Source organism: Proteiniphilum sp. (assembly GCF_040307845.1).
Lineage (GTDB): Bacteria > Bacteroidota > Bacteroidia > Bacteroidales > Dysgonomonadaceae > Proteiniphilum.
Genome location: NZ_JAWRIS010000061.1, coordinates 236,454 through 257,630, shown reverse-complemented (window position 1 = coordinate 257,630; position 21,177 = coordinate 236,454). Strand labels below are relative to the sequence as shown.

Below are 21,177 nucleotides of genomic sequence, written 5' to 3'. Positions count from 1 at the left end.
CTCTCATATCCAATCATGGTAAATATCCGATGTTCTCCTATTTGTTTCACTCATTTTCTTCATAATAATAGGAATAGTCAATTCCCTTCATGAACATTTCACGGCTATGGATTTCATCCGTGAGGGCCTCTTTAAGCAATGACTTTAACCCGTCACTGTTTATGGAACTTTGTATTATCGCGTTCATATAGTCGTTTTTACTGATCTTGCTCCAATCCACACATTGTTTCAGTCTCTTTTTCAAGATCAGATCCAACCAGATTCGGGTGCTTCGTCCGTTACCCTCCATGAATGGATGGGCGATATTCATTTCCACATATTTATCGACTATCTCCTCGAAACTCTCCTCCGGCATCTGTTCAATTTGTTGTAATGTATTGCCTAAGAATTGCGCCACGGCAAATTGGAAGCCTCCTTTTGAAATATTTTTCTGCCTGATTTGACCGGCGAAATCATACAACCCTCCAAAAATATAGGCATGGATTTTCTGTAGGCTTTTGGTTGTTCCTATCTCCTCCTCATCGATAAGATTGCTTTCGAAGAGAGAATAAGCCTTCTTCTTGCTTTGACCGTCAATACTGTTATCGCTGTATGTGAACCAATCGAGAAATTTGACCGCTTTGTTATTGGGGAAATGTTTGGCAAGAGCGATAACTCCATCATAATCGAGAGTGTCGGTTAGATATCTCTTTCCATCGGTCGCCATCAATTTCAGTTGGTTAGTAGCACTAACCAACTCGTTCCGCTCTTTCTTTAGTTTGGCTTTGAGATATTTCCAGTAGTTCCGAGTTTTTGTATAATCGTTTTGGCTTGTAAGAACGGCAACAATATCCAAAACGGAAAACCACCATTTGTTGTTTTCTTCATCCCAAACAGCACGCACTTCACGATCATCAAAAAAACGGATGGATATTTTTGTTGTATCGCTCATTGTTACATAAAAATTTTCTACTGACAATCGTAATTTAATAAAAATTCACTTCTTAACTCTTTGGCTTTTTTTAAGGGAATCCAAAAGGTCCATTACATAGTGATTTGGCATACCTTCGTCACATAAAGCTGTTATCATTTTGGGACGGATTATTTTAATGTCATCAGAATAAACTACGTCCAATATTTCGCGCAACTTTCCCATTAGCGAGATAGTTATGCTATAAACAGGTTCAAAAATCTCGTTGTTCTTTCCAAAAGCCAAATTACTTGTGCTAAGACCATGGACAAATTCAGAAAGAGAAGAGAAAAATCCTGATGATTCCTTCAGATTAAGATATGAGTATAGATCATTCCATTTGAGAGTATTTTTATCCATATTAGTTATTGTAAGCGATTTGAATTTCCAATTCGCCTTACGGATAAGTTTATCTATAACAGCTTTGTGCCCACTGTAATTGGGTAAATTTCTAATCTGCTTGATTGAAAAATCGCAAATTGCTTGATAATTTGCTTTTGCTTCTTCAATCTGTTTGGAAAGAGCTTCATATTCGGCTTGAACCAATTGTCCATCATTAAACAGGTTTTCCGGTAGTTGATTGAGCCGACCTTGTAGCCCATCTATTATATACAGATAATGGCGCAAAACCTTTTTCCTTTCATCTGCCTCATTGTAGATTAGGATGAATGATGATATATAATCTGCAATGGAACGTACAATTATATTTGCGACAACATAGTCTTTATCTCGTTCTATAATAGAATGAAGTGTATATGCCGTATTCACAATTCTTTGCGCAACTTGAAGTGGATATGCGTCTAAGTCATCTATAGCCTCAGAAGGATGTAAATTCTTAAGGTAATACAACTCATGATTAAGCATGATTACAATGATGCGAAAGGACTCCTCATATGTAAGTCCTCTCTCATCAAATTCGGGTATACTAATGCGTACATTCTCCATAAATTCCACTTATTTAATTGGTCGTTTATCAATCCAAACTCATTCCTAGTTTTCACCACGAGCCGTTTTATGTAGTATTCGCCAAGTTCTTCCAGTTCACGATCCCTGACTACAAGGAACGTTTCGTTGATGCAACCTTCTCTACGTACCTCTTCAATTTTTTTTCTTGTTAATCTCTTTTCTTCGCTTTTCAATCGTCTTTCCACTTTTTTCACATCTTCTGCGGGAGGTAGATTTTCAGGTCTTAAACCTCTCTCAATCATTATTTTTCGAACGCCTCGGTTATTTTCGATATGCTCTTTTTCAATGGGTGTCTGGCCAGATAAGTTTTTTAGCTGTACATTTTCTGTTGTCATTGCCGCGGCAAAATCTTTCGCTTTTATGCTTACGGTCGGCAAAAAATCGGCCAAAGGTCTATTGGCGGGTACGCCCATCCTTCTTTTTAATAGTGCCGTGTTAAGTCCAAATAAAGCCTGATCGCCTTTTGAACGAATTATACCAAATCCTTTGTCATCAACTCCTCTTTCATATAAAACACCAGATAGGTTCTTTTCTGTTTCTTGTAATTTTACACGGGCTTTTACCCGTTCAGCCTCCAAAAGTCGCTTTTCGATGATTTCGGCTCTTCTGGTTTGTACTGCAAAATAGTTTTGAGCAAAAGCAATTTCGGGTTTGCGGCTATCACCATTTTGAGCAATGAGGTAACAAGCGTAACGCGTAAGAATCATGTCGTTGATTTCTTTTTCAGCACCTGATCCAATCCTAACCATTTTCCTGACGTCAGGAAAATGGTCGAAAATAGATTCACCTGCATTTATGCAGGATTCTTTAGCCTTTTCGATTACTTTTGAAAAATTCTCCCATTTGGAGTATCCCAAAAGTATCTGTAATTCACGAGCACTCCAACATTCAATCCCTTCATATTCGGAAACGGCCTCTTCAAAACGATCGAATAAATCTAAAATTTCCGTTGTTTTCATACAATATCAGTTTAGTATCCTAATTCTTTCAAATATTACTCATTTTCTTCATAATAATAGGAATAGTCAATCCCCTTCAGTCATTGTTGTTTTTATTTCTTATCAATATTGCATCGATTTGATTATTTCAGATACACTTTTACTGCGAGTCTCTTGCAAAATAACTCTGTTTCGTATTTCGTTTTCATAGTCACTCCAATCATTGAACAGAAATATAATTTGTTCTTCTACCGGTTTTGAATCTATTTGTTTGAGAGACTCTGCCACTAAATGAATCACATCCATTTGTTGTGATTGAATTTCATCTGTAAAATATAACTCATAGATTATCGCATCAATCACCTTTTCAAACATAGAAACTAAGGACTCATTCGTCGTGTCGTCACTTATTTTTCTGTTAACTCCTTTAAGGTAGATAATATAATCAACCAACTTAGCGATTATTAATTGAGTGTTTTTTGAGGGAGCATAAATAGGAATTTCTAGTAAAGGATCCTTGTCTATCTGATAATTATTTCCTTGCATCTTCCCCTTGTTTTTAAGCCAAAAGTCAACGAGTTTAGAATTAAATAAACCTGTTAAATATTTTTGGTTTATCCTATTTGTTTTTATTACAATAAACGCTCTTGAAACATAACAACTAAAATCAGTATATGTAAAAGCAGGTGATATACTGCATTTCCGCAAAGCTAATACTTTCTCTCCTTCAAAGAAACGTTGTTCCCTCGCTCGATGAAGGCCATACGGTTTATAAACAGATGTTATAATTTTCTCATATTTGTCGAGATGTCTTTTTATATTAGGATAATTGTTCATATTTGTATCTGGCTTTGAATATATGATCCAATGTGTATTAAACTTATTACCAAAATATTTTTCTAGTTGATTTGTAGTGTAGTATGGTTTGACTATTTCTTTTTCTGCTTCTGTAAGATTAAGATTTTTATACTCTGCATTGCTTATTACAAAAACGCCGTCTCCTACCTTAGCTGGGAAATCGAGAACAGAAACAGATTTTTTATTAAGAAAATCTTGCAAAACATCTATTCCTGAAGTCATTTCTGAAAATGAAGAATTTTTTTTATCAGAATTACCTGATAAGTAAAAATTTCGTTTTAACTCTATTATTTTTAACGTTTCACAAATAGAGTTTCTACTAAATGTCAACTTACTATTTGTATACCCATCTCTTTGAATTTGAGGATATAAATAGATTGCATCAGATGTACTTAACTTGGCAAGCAAATTAATGGCGTCTGCTTTTGTAGATTTAGATTTCTTTAATTTTCTATAGTCAAATAAGTAATGGTTTTCTGTTTTATTTTTTTGAAATAGCATTACCATTGTTTGTATACTTGCACTTTCAAAAATCATCAAATCGTTGAAATCTATCAACTGAATGATCCTCGTATCAGATATTATTTTATTCCTTAATATGCTTGCTCCGTCATTAGTAACCCAGTTATTTGTAGCTATAAAACATAAATGACCATTGTCTGAAAGCATATCGATCCCAGAACAAGCAAACATATACCATAAGTCCATTTTCCCTTGGTAGTATTTTGATTGTCTCACTCCATTAAAAGCAGAACGGTCTGTTGCTTCCTTAATATACGGTGGATTTCCGATGACTATATCAAATCCAGCATCTACCCCAAACATCCATTCGGAATCAAAAAAGGGAGCAGTTGCGTTTTGATCATAAGGATCCCACTTTGCCAGTTCATCAGCAGAACCTTTATCTAAAAATCCTGATTCTTCTAAAAGTCCAGCTATTCTTTCTCGTTTTTCTTTATCTTTCTTTCGTAACGTGCGTTTATGTTCAGGACTGCGCGCACTAAAAATTTTATGGCGTATGTGCTTTAGAGTTTTTTGCTCTTTGCGAACTTCTTGCGTCTCGGATAAGTTTCCTTGTTTATCTAATCCAATCAGGGTGTTGGCAGCTACAAACTTTGCCTCGAGATTGGGAAGAGGGCGAATTCCGAAGTTGTCGGATGAATCAGTCGTCGCATTTTGCTCTACAACTAACGAAATAAAAAAACGAAGTTTCGATATTTGAACAGCGATGGGTTGTATATCAACTCCATAAATACAATTTTCTATCAAATAAAGTTTGCGAGCATAATCCGGACGGCTTAAATTATTGTTGAAATTTCTTTCTATTTCTGCTAAAGCTTCTGCACGAGCGGTCTCATCGTCTTCATCCAAAGCTATGGATGTTGCCACAAGTGCTTCTTTCTTTTGAATTTCCTTCCATAATCTGTTTTCCGGATCAAGTCGCGAAAGAATATGCACCATTTGCTGAAGCATGCCCACAGGGAATGCTCCCGAACCACAAGCCGGATCCATTACTTTACATGAGAATAATGATTTGATAACTTCACTTTTTTGTTGTTCCGTCAAAACCATCTCTTCGTCAGTGTAGTTCATCAGTTGGCGAAATTCACCTTCCAAATCATCTCCTACAGTATGCTTAAGATGAGCTGTTAAGCTTTCGTCTACCATATATTGTACGATTTCTCGCGGCGTATAAAATGACCCGGTCTGTTTTCTTGCAGTAGATTGTGTCTCGGGGTTATAGCTTGCCAATAAATTTTCAAATACTTTTCCCAATAATTCCGGGTCAAGAGAAACCTCTTGGTCGTATGGCGTGTTCTCTTCAATTGTAAAATTATAGGTCTCGAGAATATCAATAAGCCCCCGAATATTCACATTCTTTTTTTTCTTGCTATTGCCATAAAACCAAGTAAGGTCTATGTTCTTCCCCTGATTTTCTCCAAAAAACAGAAAATCAGGGACTATCAATTGATGGGGTACCGGAAGGTTATCTGAAAACCCATCGATATACTCTGCCGGTTGAGCTGATTTATTATCCAAACAATCAAATAGTCCTCCATTTAAGAAAGGGACTTGCTTGTTGACCAAATCCAAGAAATGAGAAGGATTCTTGAATAAAATTTCGTAACGCATCAGGTAATTGGCATCACGGTGTTGTCCATAGCTGTTACTTTTTCGAAAACCACGTTCACGAGTATCACCATCCCCGGGAGCTGTAATTGGACAGTTCAGTGTCGCAAAAAAAAGATTTTGCAAAATGGCTTTATAGTATTTACTCTCAATAGATTTATATAATTCTCCCAGTTTTTCGGGATTATTGGGAGCAAAATTCTTCAATAAATTATCGGCAACGTACTGTTCATTGAAAAACTCATCAGGTATAAGGTGCTTTTGTTTTAAAAACCACACAAAGAGTAAGCGAGTAAGCAGCCGAATGACATTCTTAGAATTATGTTCAATTTTTTCATCTTTTGTCGAATCTATTTTTTCTCCCGGAAACTTAACTTCAGAAATAGCCCAGGAATACCAATCGGAAAGTTCCGCATAAAACTCTTTGGTCAGCACTTCTACTGAAAAGCGTTTCTTTAGGTCTTCTACATCTCTAACTTTACCTTTGTTTACAAGGTATTGCGTGGGAGTATGCACCTTTGCTTCTTCACCCAACAAAAAAGAATATCTGCGAGGATTGGAATAGGAACGACGGATCTTATGTTCATCCAACGTTATTTCAATACTTACCAAAGAAAAACGATAGGTTTCGGGGTTATCTTTTGGCACAAAGAGTATTAGCGCCCTGTTATACTTGCTTCTTTCAAGTAGTAGCCGAAAAGCCTCTTTCGATAAACCTACCCGTGCGTCGTGAGTTGAAGCATGAATAATCTCAATAACATCAAGCTTTAAACTTTGACATTCACCTAAACGGGTAACCTGCTGGGTGTATTTTGCCGAATAGTCTATACTTTCCCGTTCAATGCGCAAATCATCCGGTAAAAAGTCTTTCTCTAAGAAACTTAAAAACGTCTCTCGACTATATGCTTGTTTGAAATCTATACTACTCATTACTACTTATTTTTCAAATTTGAATTACGCGTTAACTCTTCAGACAAAATCAACACTTCGCTTCCCAAGTCAATTTCGCGGGAGAGTTTTATCATCCGGTTGATATATCCTTGTTCTATTTGTTTGGGAAGAGAATTGTAATCTTTCATTTTTAAATTATTGATAAACCGGATGGAATGTCCCGGAAGGCCATCTAATTCTATGACTTCTTTTAAATCGTTGAGATAATCTTTATCAATTATTTCCATTCGAAGAAGAACGTTAATTTTATCCAAGGCTTCACGCTTAGCCTTCTCCACTTTATCATCTTTATGAGTCTCGAACAGTTTGCGTTTTACGTTTTGGTAAATTGCATCGTATCCGGATGATATTTTCTGGGGTTGTTCAAAAATGGTTGCTTCAAACAGGGATATGGCCTCTTCAGGAGTTAATGAAGATACATCAGTTCCTGAAACTCCCAACTTAAAAACATAATCATTGGTTTTCTTTCCAAATACTAAAACTCCTGCATGTTTCTCCGTTTGTCTGCCAATTTTTGCCCTGTGTGGCATTTTAAGAGCGTCTTTATAATATTCACTATTGGCAGACTTATCTAATAGATTCCGGTATTTACTCTCCCACGATTCAGATTCATTTGCCTGAAACTCTTTTGTATATCTTTCCTTGAAATAGGACCGTAACTCCTCGTTACTTGTCAACACTTTGGTATCCTCACCCATGATTGCCTGAATCATAGCCATTTTTAATGTGGAAATTTCTTTTGTTCGAGTTTCTTTCTCCCCTACATCGGTCGGGAAATAATTGAAGATATATAATCGGTCGAACATTTTTTTGTTTACCCTATTGATACGTCCAATGCGTTGAATAACCCTTGTAGGGTTATATGGGATATCATAATTGAAAATGGCCCCGGCACGATGCAAATTGTATCCTTCTGAAATGGCATCAGTTGCAATTAAAACCTTATAATCATCACTTTGCAACTCCTCCTTAATCCCCGCATCAAAATTGGTGCGGATAATTTCTTTGTTCGCCGGAGAAGCATCGCTTGAAGTGTATTTAAATACGCCCATGTTTTCGTCTTTCAGGCAATTGTATAAATAGTTTACAGTATCGGCAAATTCGCTAAATACAATAATCTTGCGATCAGGTTCTTTTTCCAACAATTCACATAATATCTTTTTGAATGCTTCTACCTTCGGGTCATGATGAATAGCATTTTTTACGAACCATCTTTCGTGAATAGATTCCAACAGCTTTACATCAGCTTTTATGTCATCAATAAATTTATCTTCCAAATCCTCCACATCAATTTCAAAAAGGCCCTTTTCTGTTAATTTATCCAGTTCTAACTCTACGCCTTGCTCTCTTGTCTCATTGTCAATGTTATCGTCATCGGTCTGATATAGTTCATCCACATCAGGGAGGTATCCTTTTTTGTAAACCGGCACTTTACCTCTCTTTTCAATCCATTTCAATATGCCATTGGATGAGGTTATCATGGATTCTAAAGAGAATTTAAATGCTGCTGTGGAACTTTCAAATCTACGTACCAATAAATGACGCATAAATTTCGACAAATTTCGTTGAGTCCCTTTGAACAGATTGTATTCAAACCCCGCTTTCTCAATCTCTTTTTGTAAGTGTGGTTCCCGTTCGGGGATTACATATTGTATGGGATGATAGCGCGCAGCCTTGAATGTTCCCTCAATTTCTATGTCTGTTGGCACGTCAGGAGAAATAAGATTTAGTGTTTCTAAATATAAATCTTTCATTTTCCCTAAAGGATATTCTAACAATTCAGGGTCATTCATTTCTGCAAAATCAATCTTTTGCTTTTTTAAATCTGTTTTATAAGCAGTAATTGCTTTCAAATCGAGTCGAGAGCGACGAATGACCAAAGGAGAAATAATCGCACGAATTCTTCCTGCAATATCATCTACCTTCTTTTGTATTTCAATGGCTGTTAATTTTCCCTCCTTTTGTTCTTTTGCCAATTCTTTATACTGCTTAATCAGTTCCCGAAATTCTCGCCCCAGATTATCCACTGTTTTGAGTGTAGATTTTGACGGAATCTGGAACAAGCGTATCATAGAATAGATGTCCTGGGGTTTATTGTTAAATGGCGTGGCGGTAAGCAACATCACTTTATTCCCCTGACAAAGTTTGTGCAGATTGGAATAGTCTTGGGTGTACTCGTTTCTATACTTATGAGCCTCATCAATAATAATAAGCCATTTCTTTTTTTCGTCATCACGTTCTTTATAATAATTCAGTGCTTTTTCTATATTGCCGCTACTTTCAACTTTCGCATTAAAACTAAACTCTGAACGATAATCTTCCCATTGTTGCTTGAGATGTGGAGGCGCAATAATAATAGTCCGCAATCCCATATTATGTGCAACTGCCGAAGCAATGATACTTTTCCCCAGACCGACTACATCGGAAATAATAACCCCGTTATGCTTCTCTATTGTAGCCAGCGACATTTGAATGGCATCTGCCTGATATTTTAAATCTAAAAATTTGCCATCTGTAATCTCGTGGGCTGTTTTAAAATCCTTGTCATAACTAATAGAAAAATATTCATGTAAAACCCTGAGATAAAAAGAGTATGGCGAATACAACTTCTCAAACCAAGTTTTTTCAATTACCCCATTTTCAAATTCTGTGATATTATTTTTATCAGCGATAATTATAGCATTATCCCATAACTCATCAAAGATACGCTTTCCTTCCAAAAAGTCGGTTCTGGCACGAAGAATGGCGTTTAATTCTAAACGGCCTTTCAATCCGGACAAAGATAAATTGCTTGATCCTGTTATTAGTGCTCCGGGATATGTTCCACATTCCGCAAACTCTTCCCTGTTTTCGAAAAGATACATTTTAGCGTGATTGGGCTCTTTGGTTTTTCGAATTTGCAATGTGCCGGCTTTTATCTTTTCATAGAAAATTTTAAAAGCCTCTTCCTGTTGCTGACTATCGAAGTAATCTGTTTCATTGAATAGTTCAACCAGCGAGGAATAGTAATTTTGCTTTACTTCAGCACGGGTGAGATTCAGTGTTGAATGATAATCAACTTCCCGAATACGATTAATCATATCCCTTTCAATATCCAACCCCACAAGCACTCTTATATTTTTATCCTTCAATTGCTCGTATAATTCCACAAAGCCTGAAAAGTAAAAATACCCGACTAAAAAATAACTATTATCGCATTTAGGTAAAATGCCATTTATTATTTCAGACAGAAATCTATTGTTTTGATTGGTGATAAAATTACCTTCCATATTATCAATTTTGTGCTTTATTATTTACCTAATTCGATTGATTATTTTTTCAAAATTCTGAGCGACCAATTTTTCATCAGGAATTGTCTCAAATGCCAATTGAGACAATTCATTTTGATAAGTTGTTTTCAAGCCGCCCCACAATGCCGAGAAATTATCTACCAATGGCGATGTTGAAATGTCTTTGATTTGCCATCCTTTAGGCGTATCAAATGCATCTTTATCATGTGATAACAATTCCGAAAAATCCGATTTGAAATGAGTTGATTCTAAATATCCCTGACAATCAAAATCTTGAGTTAGATAATATAAATCATAAAAGTGACGTATTTTGGAAGCAAGTGCTTGCGTCGGGTTTTCTGAAAAAGAAAAACGTATGAGCGAAACCAATTTTTCAAGCATCGTTCTACGTTTATCTAACACATTGAGAGAAAAAGAATGTAATCCATATTCATCTATGGTCTGCGGTTGTTTTGTTTCCAGTAGAAATTCCGAGATAAAAGAGGTTATCTCCTGTTGCAAATAAGAATACGGATTAGCAAACGAATTAATTTCTACAATAATCCGCTTTGACGCATTCCCATTCAAAACTCCTGAAATAATAGAAGGATATACAAAGACAGATTTTCGAAATATAGAGCCTTTGCTGCTAATATTCGGTACTGTAATTTCTGTGAAATTGATTGTTATTCCTTTTTCAATGTTGCGGATTTTTGTTTTCAACGCATTACCAGTCAGCTTTTCTTCGATTACAGCAATGTCGATATCTTCCGACACCCGATTTGTTAATCTGTAACCCTTAGACAAAGAGGTTCCACCCTTAAAAACAGCATCATTAGAAAAAGGGGAATTTGCCAAATTATAGAGAATAAGTGTGATCCAATAGTCCTTTTCAACAAAAGCAGGTGTCATCCGAAAATGCCTTGCTGTCAAAGTTATAAGTGTATAAAACAATTCTTTATTTGTATGTAAATTCATTTTATGTACCATTTTTGTTGATTAAGCAATACTTTTTCCGAAATGCCTAATTTATAAGAAGTTTGAGGGTTGAGTTCTTTTAACAGCCTCGTTGTATCTTCATTTTCATTAAGGGTCTCAAGGATGGCACCTAACAATGCAATTGTGGCAGGATTGTAATTTAGTGCTAATTTTTTTACTTTGTCGGTTTGCGCTCTGTCGAGTTGGGAGAATAAATACAGTAACCGCTTACATGCATCATCAGGCATTGTATCAGGTATGTTTTTAAAGAAACGTAAACTATCAAGCAAACGTAGCAAAGGAATATTCTCTTTAGTTATCGCATTCTTTTGCTTAATGAAACTAATTCGATATACATCTCGTTGAATAGCTTTTTTTTCATGCCTCACTCCAATCTGCAAGGCAAAAGGCACTTGAGTAGTAAGCCCTAAATCGTTAAAAGCAGAGTACCCAGTGATATATCCCGTTATTTTCCCGTTTTTTTCAAGCAAGTCTTTTACAATTTGGTATGTATCAGGAGGGAGTTCTCCGAACTTACTTATTTGTGGTTTATAAAAACGCCCCTTCGACAAACGACGAATAGTACCGGCAGCCACCATATTGTTCAGTATTCGATTAACCGATGCTTGTTTTTTCAAATCAACCGGAAAATCACTTGGCGTAATCACAAAACCAAATGGAAATTTATCAATTGTCCTTTTTATAATCTCTGTCATATTTTCACTGATCATTACCGCAAAGATAAAATAAATTCCTGTTTTTACGGGTAAAAACAGGAATTATTAAAAAAACACCTCAAACCAGAAGGCACTTGATCACTCAGGTACTCAATCACTCAGCCACTTAATCACTCAGGCACTTAATCACTCAGGCACTCAACCACTCAGGCACTTAATCACTAAGGCCCTTAATCACTCAGGCCCTTTTTCACCAGTTTCAACTCATCCATCACACGCGATGCCCCCATCACCTTGTCGATGACATACAATACGTAACGGATATCCACGCTGATCATACGTTGCATTTCAGGTTCAAAAAGGATATCGCCACTGAGTGACTCCCAGTTTCCATCGAATGCCAGTCCGATCAGTTCTGCATTCCCGTTCAGAACCGGACTACCGGAATTACCCCCGGTGATATCGTTATTCGACAGGAAATTGACTCTCAGCACACCTTCCGGATCGGCATAACCACCGAAATCCCCGGAACGGATGGCATCCAGGATATACTCCTGCACATTGAACTCGGGATCACCCGGCTTCTGCTTTTCCAATATCCCCTTTGACGTAGTGTAATAATCATACCACACGGCATCGCGCGGTTGGTATCCTCCTACCGTCCCGTAACTCATACGCTGGGTGAAGGTAGCATCCGGATAAAAAGTCCTGTCGGCATCCATCTCCATCAGGGCAGCCATAAATTCCCGTTCTCCTCTGAGCATTTTTTCATAATAGGGCATCATTTGTCCCGACAACTCATAACCCATATCTGCAGTCGACAACGCCAGTTCCATGGCCGGGTCTTCTGTGAGCGACTGTGTATCTGCCGTCTTCAGCAATTCCAGTAACTCTGCTAATGATGTGAACCGGGAGTTGGCAAACAACCAGTCGGCATATTGTTCATAATCACCGCCGAACTCATCCTGCACTTTCCGGTAGATATCAGGGTGATACTCTGCGGGAACACGCTCGGCATAGAGTTTCATCAATATGGGTAGTACCTTCCTGTCGAGTGCAGGTTCATAATTCTTATACGACTCTATAAACCGTTCGTTGATAAATTCCTGCTTGTCCTCTTCGGTACCATCACTATCGAATTGTAGGATGGTATTGGCAAAGCGGATCAACTCGATTCCGTTTTTGAATGTCTCCAAAAAGTAAGAAGTATACAGAGCCAAATCACCGGACTCGGCATAAGCCTCTTCCAGGGTAGCGAGGGTATTGCCATACTTGGCCTTACGAACAGGATTGCTATTGATCCATTCATTCAATCTTGCTTCCAGCACCTCTTTTTCGGGTAGCACTTCCAGGTTGGTAAGCGCCTCGTTCATCCCCATGGAATTCTTCCAATAATTGGAACTGCCGGCATATTTATTGGCATATTTAATGCGGATGGTATCGTTTTGGGTCATCGCGTTCCACCAGATATCCTGTTTGGCTCCCCTCACTTCAATGCGGGGTTTGTTCTCCGATTCCATCCGTTGGCGGATGCCCCACGACGACATGTAACGTTGTGTGCTGCCGGGGTAACCCACAGTCATGGCATAATCACCATCGGTCACCCCATCGAGTGACACGGGCACTACATATTTAGGTTGATAAGGTACATTTTCGCTACTGTAGTTGGCCGGACGGTTATCTTTATCCGCATAGACACGGAACACCGAGAAATCGCCGGTATGGCGGGGCCACATCCAGTTGTCGGTATCTCCGCCGAATTTCCCCACGGAAGAGGGAGGCGTAGTGACAAGGCGCACGTCACGAAATTGATCATACTGCACCAGATAATATTGATTACGTGAGTAGAAAGGAATTATCCTCACGCTGGTAAAAGGATCATTTTCATATTCATCCATCAACACCGTAGAGAGAGAATCGATTGCCCGCTCACGTTGTATTTCACTGAGTACGGAGGGCACCTGTGACAAAATCCGGTCGGTCACATCTGTCATCGATCTCAGGAACGATACAGTCAGTCCGTCGGCAGGCAGTTCCTCGCCTTGTGATTTGGCAACAAACCCGTCTTTCAGATAATCATGCTCTACGGCACTCAGTTTCTGGATAGCCCCGTAACCGCAATGGTGGTTGGTAAATATCAGTCCCTGCTCGGAAACTGCCACGCCGGTACATCCACCGCCGAAAATCACCACAGCATCTTTGAGGGACGGATTATTCTCATCGTATAGTTGATCCACGGGAAAAGTAAATCCCAACTCTTTCATACGGGCCACACTCTCGCTGTTCAACTCCTTGAGCAACCACATACCCTCATCGGCTTTCACCGTCAACGCCGCAAGAAATATCGCGACCAACAAACCTAATTTCTTCATAAAACACTATTAAAAATTACCAATTACAAATGACAAATTACTATTTTGCACTTAGCCACTTAGGCACCTAGGCACTTAACCACTTAGGCACTCACTTAAAATACTTCCCCACCACCGGCAATGCCCGCAGAGGCAGTTCCTTTTTAACAACCACAAAAATATACACCGCGATCAACAGCGTATTGACCAGTAACCGCAACCACACGTTCGGCACATAGGTATACACCAGTGTGATTCCCGCAAAAAGAATCATCGACAAGATGAAAAAGAATCCAGCCGATTTGAGATTATAGGGAATAGGATAATTCTTTTGTCCCAGGAAATAAGAGACCAGCATCATGGCAAGGTTGGCGATAAATGATGCCCATGCGCAAGCCATATAGCCGAACCGGGGAATAAAAAGGATATTGATTGCTATGGTGATGGCAAAGCCAAAGACCGACATGTAGGCTCCCCAGCGGGTCTGGTCGGTAAGTTTATACCACAACGAAAGATTGAAATAAACGCCGAAAAAGAGCTCGCCCAACAGGACGATAGGCACTATTTTTAGTCCCACATGATACCGTTCCGGGAACAATCCTTTGATAATATCAATATAACCAGTGGTTAGCAAGAAAATCAGCAATCCAAAAATGATAAAGTATTTGGTCGCATCGCTGAACGATTGCCGGTCGTCTGCCGCTTCCCTGTTCCTTGCGAATATGAAAGGCTCAAAAGCGTAACGGAAAGCCTGGGTGAACATCACCATGATGACGGCAATCTTGAAATTCTGCCCGTAAATACCCAGTTCCCGCAGCGCATTGGCTTTCTCCGGGTCGGCATCGGGATATACCCACGGAAAGACAATCTTGTCCACCGTCTGATTCAATACGCCCGCCACACCCAGGATAAGGATAGGAAACGAATATCGCAGTATCTGCCGCCACAATACCCGGTCGAATGTAAACCTGACTTTCAACTCCGGCGACACCATCAGGAACTGGATCACTGATGCAGCAAGGTTGGAGATCAGCACATAATCCACGCCGTGGCTAATGTCGAACCATGCAAAAGCTTCAGGAAATATTGCTTGCAGGCGGGGACAGGCAAGGAAGAAAAACAAATTGAAAATGATGGTCAGCACCACATTGATCAATTTGATCATCGCAAAGCGGATGGGACGTTTTTTAAACCTTAAGTTGGCAAATGGAATAGCCCCCAACACATCAAAACATAGGATGCTCACCAGCATAAGCAGATAACGCGGCTTCATTGCCACACCTCCCAAGGCAAAAGCTGCGGGCTCCAACAATAAGAGGGCCGCGACAAAGAAAAGCAATGTAGTGCAAGCTATACTGATAAAGGTAGTAGAAAAAACCCTGACAGGATCTTTTTCCTTATTGGCATAACGGAAGAAACCGGTCTCCATCCCATAAGTGAGTATCACTTGCAAAAGCGCCACCCAGGCATAAAAATTGGTCAGCACTCCGATATCGGAGATCTTTGGCAGGGCAAATGCCCAGTAGAGCGATAACAACCAGCTAAGGAGCTTGGGAAGGACACTTCCTATCCCATAGAAGAAAGTCTCCTTTGCCAATGATTTCATTCCTCCTGCCATATCTATTTGATAATGAATAATGAATAGTGAATAGTGAATAGTGAATAGTGAAAAATGAATAGTGAAAATTTGAGATTCTCTACTTCTTATACTTCTTCACTTCCAACTTTTAATTCTTAATTCTTAATTCTTAATTCTTAATTCTTAATTAATTCTTAATTAATTCTTAACTTTTAATTTTCAACGATGGCAAAGGTACTATTTTTCTGCGTAGCATTTCTCCTGTAGCCCATCATTATTTATCTTTAAGAACAATGATAGCTGGAATATGGAAAAAAAAAGTTTACTTTGCAGGCTGAAATAATAAGAGTTTATGGCACAGGACGACGTTTTTAAGAAACTGGTATCGCATTGTAAAGAATACGGGTTTGTATTCCAGTCGAGTGAGATCTATGACGGGTTGAGCGCCGTATATGATTACGGGCAGATGGGTGTTGAACTGAAAAACAACCTCAAAAAATACTGGTGGGACAGTATGGTACTACTTCACGAGAATGTGGTGGGGATTGATTCCGCCATTTTTATGCATCCCACCATCTGGAAAGCATCGGGACATGTGGATGCTTTCAACGATCCGCTCATCGATAACCGAGACAGTAAAAAACGATACCGTGCCGACGTATTGATTGAAGACCATCTCGCCAAATATGACGAAAAAATAGAAAAAGAAGTACAGAAAGCCGCAAAACGGTTCGGCGACCAGTTCGACGAAGCTATGTTCCGCGAGACCAATCCCCGTGTACTGGAAAACCGGCAGAAACGGGACGAAATCCACACCCGTTTTGCCAAAGCGCTGAATGACAATAATCTGGAAGAACTGCGCCAGATCATTATCGATTGCGAGATCGTGTGCCCCATCAGCGGCACGCGCAACTGGACGGAAGTGCGCCAGTTCAACCTGATGTTCTCCACCGAAATGGGATCGACAGCCGACGGAGCAATGAAGGTATACCTTCGTCCCGAAACGGCACAGGGCATCTTCGTGAACTTCCTGAATGTGCAAAAAACGGGACGTATGAAGATACCGTTTGGTATCGCTCAAATAGGGAAAGCGTTTCGCAACGAAATCGTGGCCCGTCAGTTCATCTTCCGCATGCGCGAATTCGAACAGATGGAGATGCAATTCTTTGTGGCTCCCGGTGAAGAATTGAAATGGTTTGAGCAGTGGAAACAGCTTCGCATGAAATGGCACCAGGCGTTGGGATTCGGAGCGGAGAAATACCGGTTCCACGACCATGACAAGCTGGCACACTATGCCAATGCCGCCACCGACATAGAGTTTGAGATGCCGTTCGGCTTTAAGGAGGTGGAGGGAATTCACTCCCGCACCGATTTCGACCTGAGCCAACACGAAAAATATTCCGGTAAAAAGATACAATACTTCGACCCGGAACAGGGAAAATCGTATGTGCCCTATGTGGTGGAAACGTCTATCGGGGTGGACAGGATGTTCCTTTCGATCCTTGCCGGTTCTTATCACGAAGAGACACTGGAAGGTGGTGAGACCCGAGTATTGCTGAAGCTTCCCCCTACCCTGGCGCCGGTCAAGTTGGCCATATTGCCGCTGGTTAAAAAAGATGGTCTGGCCGAGAAAGCGCGTGAGATTATGGACGACCTCAGATTCAGTTTCGCCTGTCAATATGACGAGAAAGACAGCATCGGCAAGCGTTACCGTCGCCAGGATGCCGTTGGCACTCCCTTCTGTGCCACCATCGACCATCAGACGCTCGAAGACAATACGGTAACTGTCCGTTACCGCGACACGATGGAACAGGAAAGGGTTTCTATCGATTCCCTGCAACGCACTATCGCCGAAAGGACAGATATGAAGAATTTACTGAAACAACTGTCAGTATAAAGCATAAAAACCACCACAATGAAGAAACAACTATCACTGATTTTCAGCCTCTGCGCACTTATACTTTTTGCTTCATGCGACGATGATACGGAAACATTCGACGATCAATGGAAAATAGATAATGAAGCACAGTTCGCGAAAATTACTGCCGATTCGGAGTACACCCGGATCAATACAACATCAACCAGTGGCTATATCATGTACAAGGAGATTGAGGCCGGGGACGGGGAGATACCTTATTTTACCGATAAGGTGAGAGTGCTTTACACTGGCTGGTTCAAACGTGACTGGTCTTTGCCCGATACCTATCCTAATGATAAAGGAGAGACCATCACCAACAAATACATCTTCGACTCCACAGAAAACAGGAACAATATTCCCAGCACGTTCGCCATCAATCCACAGGTTTCATATATCATAGAAGGATTTTCAACGGCACTGCAACATATGCAGGTAGGAGATAAATGGGAAATATGGATTCCCTGGAAACTGGCTTATGGATCCTCAGGAAACAGTTCCGGAACCATCCCCGCCTACACTACCCTGGTTTTTGAAATTGAACTGGTCAGTATTGTAAAATAACTCGTCAAGCAGAGACCGCAAGTCTTTTGTGAAATTAATCGAGTAGGAGGAAAATAAAGTAGTTCCTCCTACTTTATTTTCCGACCTCTCACACCACCTGCCCGTACGGTTCCGTAGGCGGCGGTTCCTTACTTACGATACGACTTTGCTGTAACAGTCTATTAACAGTGGATAGTTTGCCCGTCTCAGATTATCATTGTTCAGTGCACGTCCAAGAACCCAGCTATTGGATATGTGCCAATAACCCTTGCGGGTGTTTGCCCATTGCCATGCCTGATACTTGTCTATTCCACACTTCATGAGGTTTCTGAACCGGGTGATTACCCTTTTCCAGTTCTTCCAGATACACATCCGTAACCGGCGGCGATACCACATGTCCATCTCTTGGAGCTTGCTCTTCATGTCAGCCAGCTTGAAGTATTCAAGCCAGCCCATGATGAAGTGGCGCAACGATTCCTTGCGCCCGGCATACCCCATGCCATTGCTCCGACCCGTAAGTTCTTTAAGTTTTGCTTTAAACTTCTCGATACTTTTGGGGTGAACCGACAGGCGGCATTCTCCCGAATGGACATAGAAACTATACCCGAGAAATTTCATTCCCCTTATATAGCCGACTTTCGTCTTCTCACGGTTGACCCGCAAATGAAGTCGGCCTTCTATGAAGCGGATGATGCTATCCCTTGTCCTTTCAGCCGCCCGTTCGCTCCTACAGAAGATCATGCAATCATCAGCATAGCGCACGAACGGGTGTCCACGCCTTTCCAGCTCCTTATCCAGTTCATCGAGCATGATGTTGCCCAACAATGGACTTAACGGACCGCCCTGGGGTACGCCGGCACGGCTCTCCTCGTAGCGGTTACCCACCTGCACTCCCGCAAGGAGATACTTGTGGATCAGGGAAATCACCCTCCCGTCACGGATCTTCCGTGACAGCACCTCTATCAGGCGGCTATGGCTGACCGTGTCGAAGAATTTCTCCAGATCGAGGTCAACGACATATTTGTAGCCCGAATTGATGTGGCGTTGCGCTTTCCGCAGGGCGTCATGGCAGCCACGTTTGGGGCGGAAGCCATAACTGCTTTCGCTGAACTCCCTTTCATACATCGGCGTGAGGACTTGGGATATGGATTGTTGAACCAGACGGTCGACGACCGTCGGGATACCAAGGGGACGGGTCTGACCGTTTCCTTTCGGTATCTCCACCCGGCGTACCGGACAATTTCATTGCCCGAGGCAGCGGTTCCTTCCGTGAATAACAGGCGGATAATCAGCCATACGCATACGAACGGCAATATCCCTACCAGGTTTCCCAAAACCGAGAGCGTAATGGAAAAAGGCATCAAAATTCCTTTCTTTCCCATATAGCCCCTTAATAAATTGAATATGGAGGTTTGATTCTGAGATTTCATCTTGTACATGCATTTTTTACAAAATTACTGCCTCAGCACAATGATTTCAATCCCTTAAAATTGGGATTTTTTTCTCGAAATGCCCCTATTTATAGGGATATTCCGGTTAAAAACTGCTCGATAGCGCTCCTGACCTGGGGACGTGTACCATTGAACTTGTTCACCATCACGGCAAACGCATATTTTTTATTTCCATCGATCAGGTAACCCGCAAAACACTGTACCCCTCCGATGCTGCCGCTCTTCACGAAAACTTTCCCGTTTAGTTTCGTGTTCCGGAGAAAACTACGGACTGTACCCTCCTGCCCTGCCTTGGGCAATGATTGAAGAAAAGCATTGGAATAATCGCTTCGGTTGTACATATATACCAATAAATCGGTCAGTAACTGCGGTGCTATTGCATTCTGTGGTGCCAGTCCGCAACCATCATACATCTGCAATGAGGAGGTGGCAGTCCCTTTTCCTTTCCAAAACTCTTCTACATATTCAATGCCTGCCTCTAACGGATCGGCGTAGATATCTCCTTTGCTGTAGCGCCCCAAAGTACGGATCAGATGTTCCGCATAATGATTATTACTCTCCACATTTACCTCCCGGATGATCTCTTTCAAGGGAGGAGATGTCTGCGTGAAGACCACTTTTCCGGCACGATAACCTGTTTTCCTGCGTTCCACCCTACAAACTCCCGAGAGATAGTCGTTACGTGCGGTTTCAATCTTCTCGATCCTGAAACCCGCACGGGAAAGATAGTCAGCCAGTGTTTCACCCAGCAACATACCCGGATCGGGAATATCGCCCTTGATACTGAATTCCGTCCTACCGCCCGGGATATTACCCCTCACCTCCCTGTCGTAAGAGAAAGGAACGCCATAAATATATCCGTTATCCTGTCCGCTATTGTTCAGTGAAAGCGAATTCCGGAAGGTAAGCCCTTTGATCTCCGGTTCTGTACGAAGGATCCGCGGGCAACTGCTCCTGTCGAGAGTATTAAAAAACAACCGGTAACTATTATCGAAAACACTGATACCATAAGCCCCCGCGGCATAATAGTTTCCCATATCTATCCAGGTCCATCCGGGCGCAATGCCGTCATACCCAAAGAGGTTATCCACCACGTAAATGGAATACTCCCTGTCTTTGGGAAGTGCCTTTCCAAGGGCATCGGCACAATGGATAAAAAAAGCATTCTTATTTTCCCCGAACGCCTCGCTTCCCAGCGTAGGATCTCCGACACCGAAAACCAAGATACGCGACGGATCATCGGCATCGAGTGCCAGTTCGGTCTTATAACGGTAATTATCTCCCAATGTCTCCAGGACTGTGGCGGTAGTGATCAATTTAAGAATGGATGCCGGAGTAAGTGATTTCCCTGCATCGTGCGAAACGATACGCTGGCCGCTTTCAAGCTCCACCACCGACACACCTACAGAAGCATGCTTCAGTGCGGGATGACTGATAAAACGCTGCAATGCCGTCTGCGACTGTGAGTAGCCAAATACGGTTGTCAAAAGAAAAATAGCAAAAAAGAGATATTTTTTCATAATCACCTCATTTTATCTCGATGAGTCAAATATATAAATTAATCACAACTAAAGTCACAATTTTCATTACATATTTTCAATTTACCGTTCATGCCGGGCGGC

12 protein-coding genes and 2 pseudogenes are annotated in these 21,177 nt (G+C 40.9%); 2 read left to right on the top strand and 12 right to left on the bottom strand.

Annotated elements, in window-relative coordinates:
• Positions 1–46: 46 nt before the first annotated feature.
• The 9 genes and pseudogenes from fic to ABV001_RS15645 form a co-directional block, all read right to left on the bottom strand.
• Positions 47–931 carry a protein adenylyltransferase Fic gene (gene fic / locus ABV001_RS15685; protein WP_352423676.1) on the bottom strand — a complete coding sequence of 295 codons (885 nt, stop codon included), beginning with the start codon at positions 929–931 and terminating at the stop codon, positions 47–49.
• A gap of 45 nt (positions 932–976) precedes the next feature.
• Entirely contained in the window at positions 977–1,894 is a 918-nt protein-coding gene (locus ABV001_RS15680; RefSeq protein ID WP_352423675.1) for a hypothetical protein, read from the bottom strand.
• Between the two features lie 158 nt (positions 1,895–2,052).
• A pseudogene (gene dinD / locus ABV001_RS15675) lies at positions 2,053–2,874 on the bottom strand (DNA damage-inducible protein D); the annotation flags it as partial.
• 102 nt (positions 2,875–2,976) lie between these two features.
• The gene (locus ABV001_RS15670; protein ID WP_352423674.1) at positions 2,977–6,771 is read right to left on the bottom strand and encodes an Eco57I restriction-modification methylase domain-containing protein; all 3,795 of its coding nucleotides are present in this window, start codon (positions 6,769–6,771) and stop codon (positions 2,977–2,979) included.
• Between the two features lie 2 nt (positions 6,772–6,773).
• Positions 6,774–10,061, bottom strand: a complete 3,288-nt coding sequence (locus ABV001_RS15665; protein ID WP_352423673.1) for a helicase-related protein — start codon at positions 10,059–10,061, stop codon at positions 6,774–6,776.
• A 24-nt stretch (positions 10,062–10,085) separates the two neighbouring features.
• Positions 10,086–11,039 carry a nucleotidyl transferase AbiEii/AbiGii toxin family protein gene (locus ABV001_RS15660; RefSeq protein WP_175533498.1) on the bottom strand — a complete coding sequence of 318 codons (954 nt, stop codon included), beginning with the start codon at positions 11,037–11,039 and terminating at the stop codon, positions 10,086–10,088.
• Positions 11,036–11,755 carry a DUF6088 family protein gene (locus ABV001_RS15655; RefSeq protein ID WP_352423672.1) on the bottom strand — a complete coding sequence of 240 codons (720 nt, stop codon included), beginning with the start codon at positions 11,753–11,755 and terminating at the stop codon, positions 11,036–11,038. The genes ABV001_RS15660 and ABV001_RS15655 overlap by 4 nt, the downstream gene beginning before the upstream one ends.
• Positions 11,756–11,946: 191 nt before the next feature.
• Positions 11,947–14,088, bottom strand: a complete 2,142-nt coding sequence (locus ABV001_RS15650; protein ID WP_352423671.1) for a S46 family peptidase — start codon at positions 14,086–14,088, stop codon at positions 11,947–11,949.
• A 91-nt stretch (positions 14,089–14,179) separates the two neighbouring features.
• A complete protein-coding gene (locus ABV001_RS15645; RefSeq protein ID WP_352423670.1) occupies positions 14,180–15,685 on the bottom strand; it encodes an oligosaccharide flippase family protein in 1,506 nt (501 codons plus the stop codon).
• Positions 15,686–15,998: 313 nt separating this feature from the next.
• Here ABV001_RS15645 and ABV001_RS15640 point away from each other — a divergent pair, with 313 nt between their 5' ends.
• Both ABV001_RS15640 and bamJ read left to right on the top strand, forming a co-directional pair.
• Entirely contained in the window at positions 15,999–17,543 is a 1,545-nt protein-coding gene (locus ABV001_RS15640; RefSeq protein ID WP_352423669.1) for a glycine--tRNA ligase, read from the top strand.
• An 18-nt stretch (positions 17,544–17,561) separates the two neighbouring features.
• The gene (gene bamJ, locus ABV001_RS15635) at positions 17,562–18,125 is read left to right on the top strand and encodes a BamJ family beta-barrel-assembly machinery protein (protein WP_352423668.1); all 564 of its coding nucleotides are present in this window, start codon (positions 17,562–17,564) and stop codon (positions 18,123–18,125) included.
• A 132-nt stretch (positions 18,126–18,257) separates the two neighbouring features.
• Here bamJ and ltrA read toward each other — a convergent pair.
• The 3 genes and pseudogenes from ltrA to dacB form a co-directional block, all read right to left on the bottom strand.
• A pseudogene (ltrA, locus tag ABV001_RS15630) lies at positions 18,258–19,340 on the bottom strand (group II intron reverse transcriptase/maturase); the annotation flags it as partial.
• Between the two features lie 6 nt (positions 19,341–19,346).
• Positions 19,347–19,547 carry a hypothetical protein gene (locus ABV001_RS15625; RefSeq protein ID WP_352423667.1) on the bottom strand — a complete coding sequence of 67 codons (201 nt, stop codon included), beginning with the start codon at positions 19,545–19,547 and terminating at the stop codon, positions 19,347–19,349.
• Positions 19,548–19,623: 76 nt separating this feature from the next.
• Entirely contained in the window at positions 19,624–21,075 is a 1,452-nt protein-coding gene (gene dacB / locus ABV001_RS15620) for a D-alanyl-D-alanine carboxypeptidase/D-alanyl-D-alanine endopeptidase (protein WP_352423666.1), read from the bottom strand.
• Between the last annotated feature and the right edge of the window lie 102 nt (positions 21,076–21,177).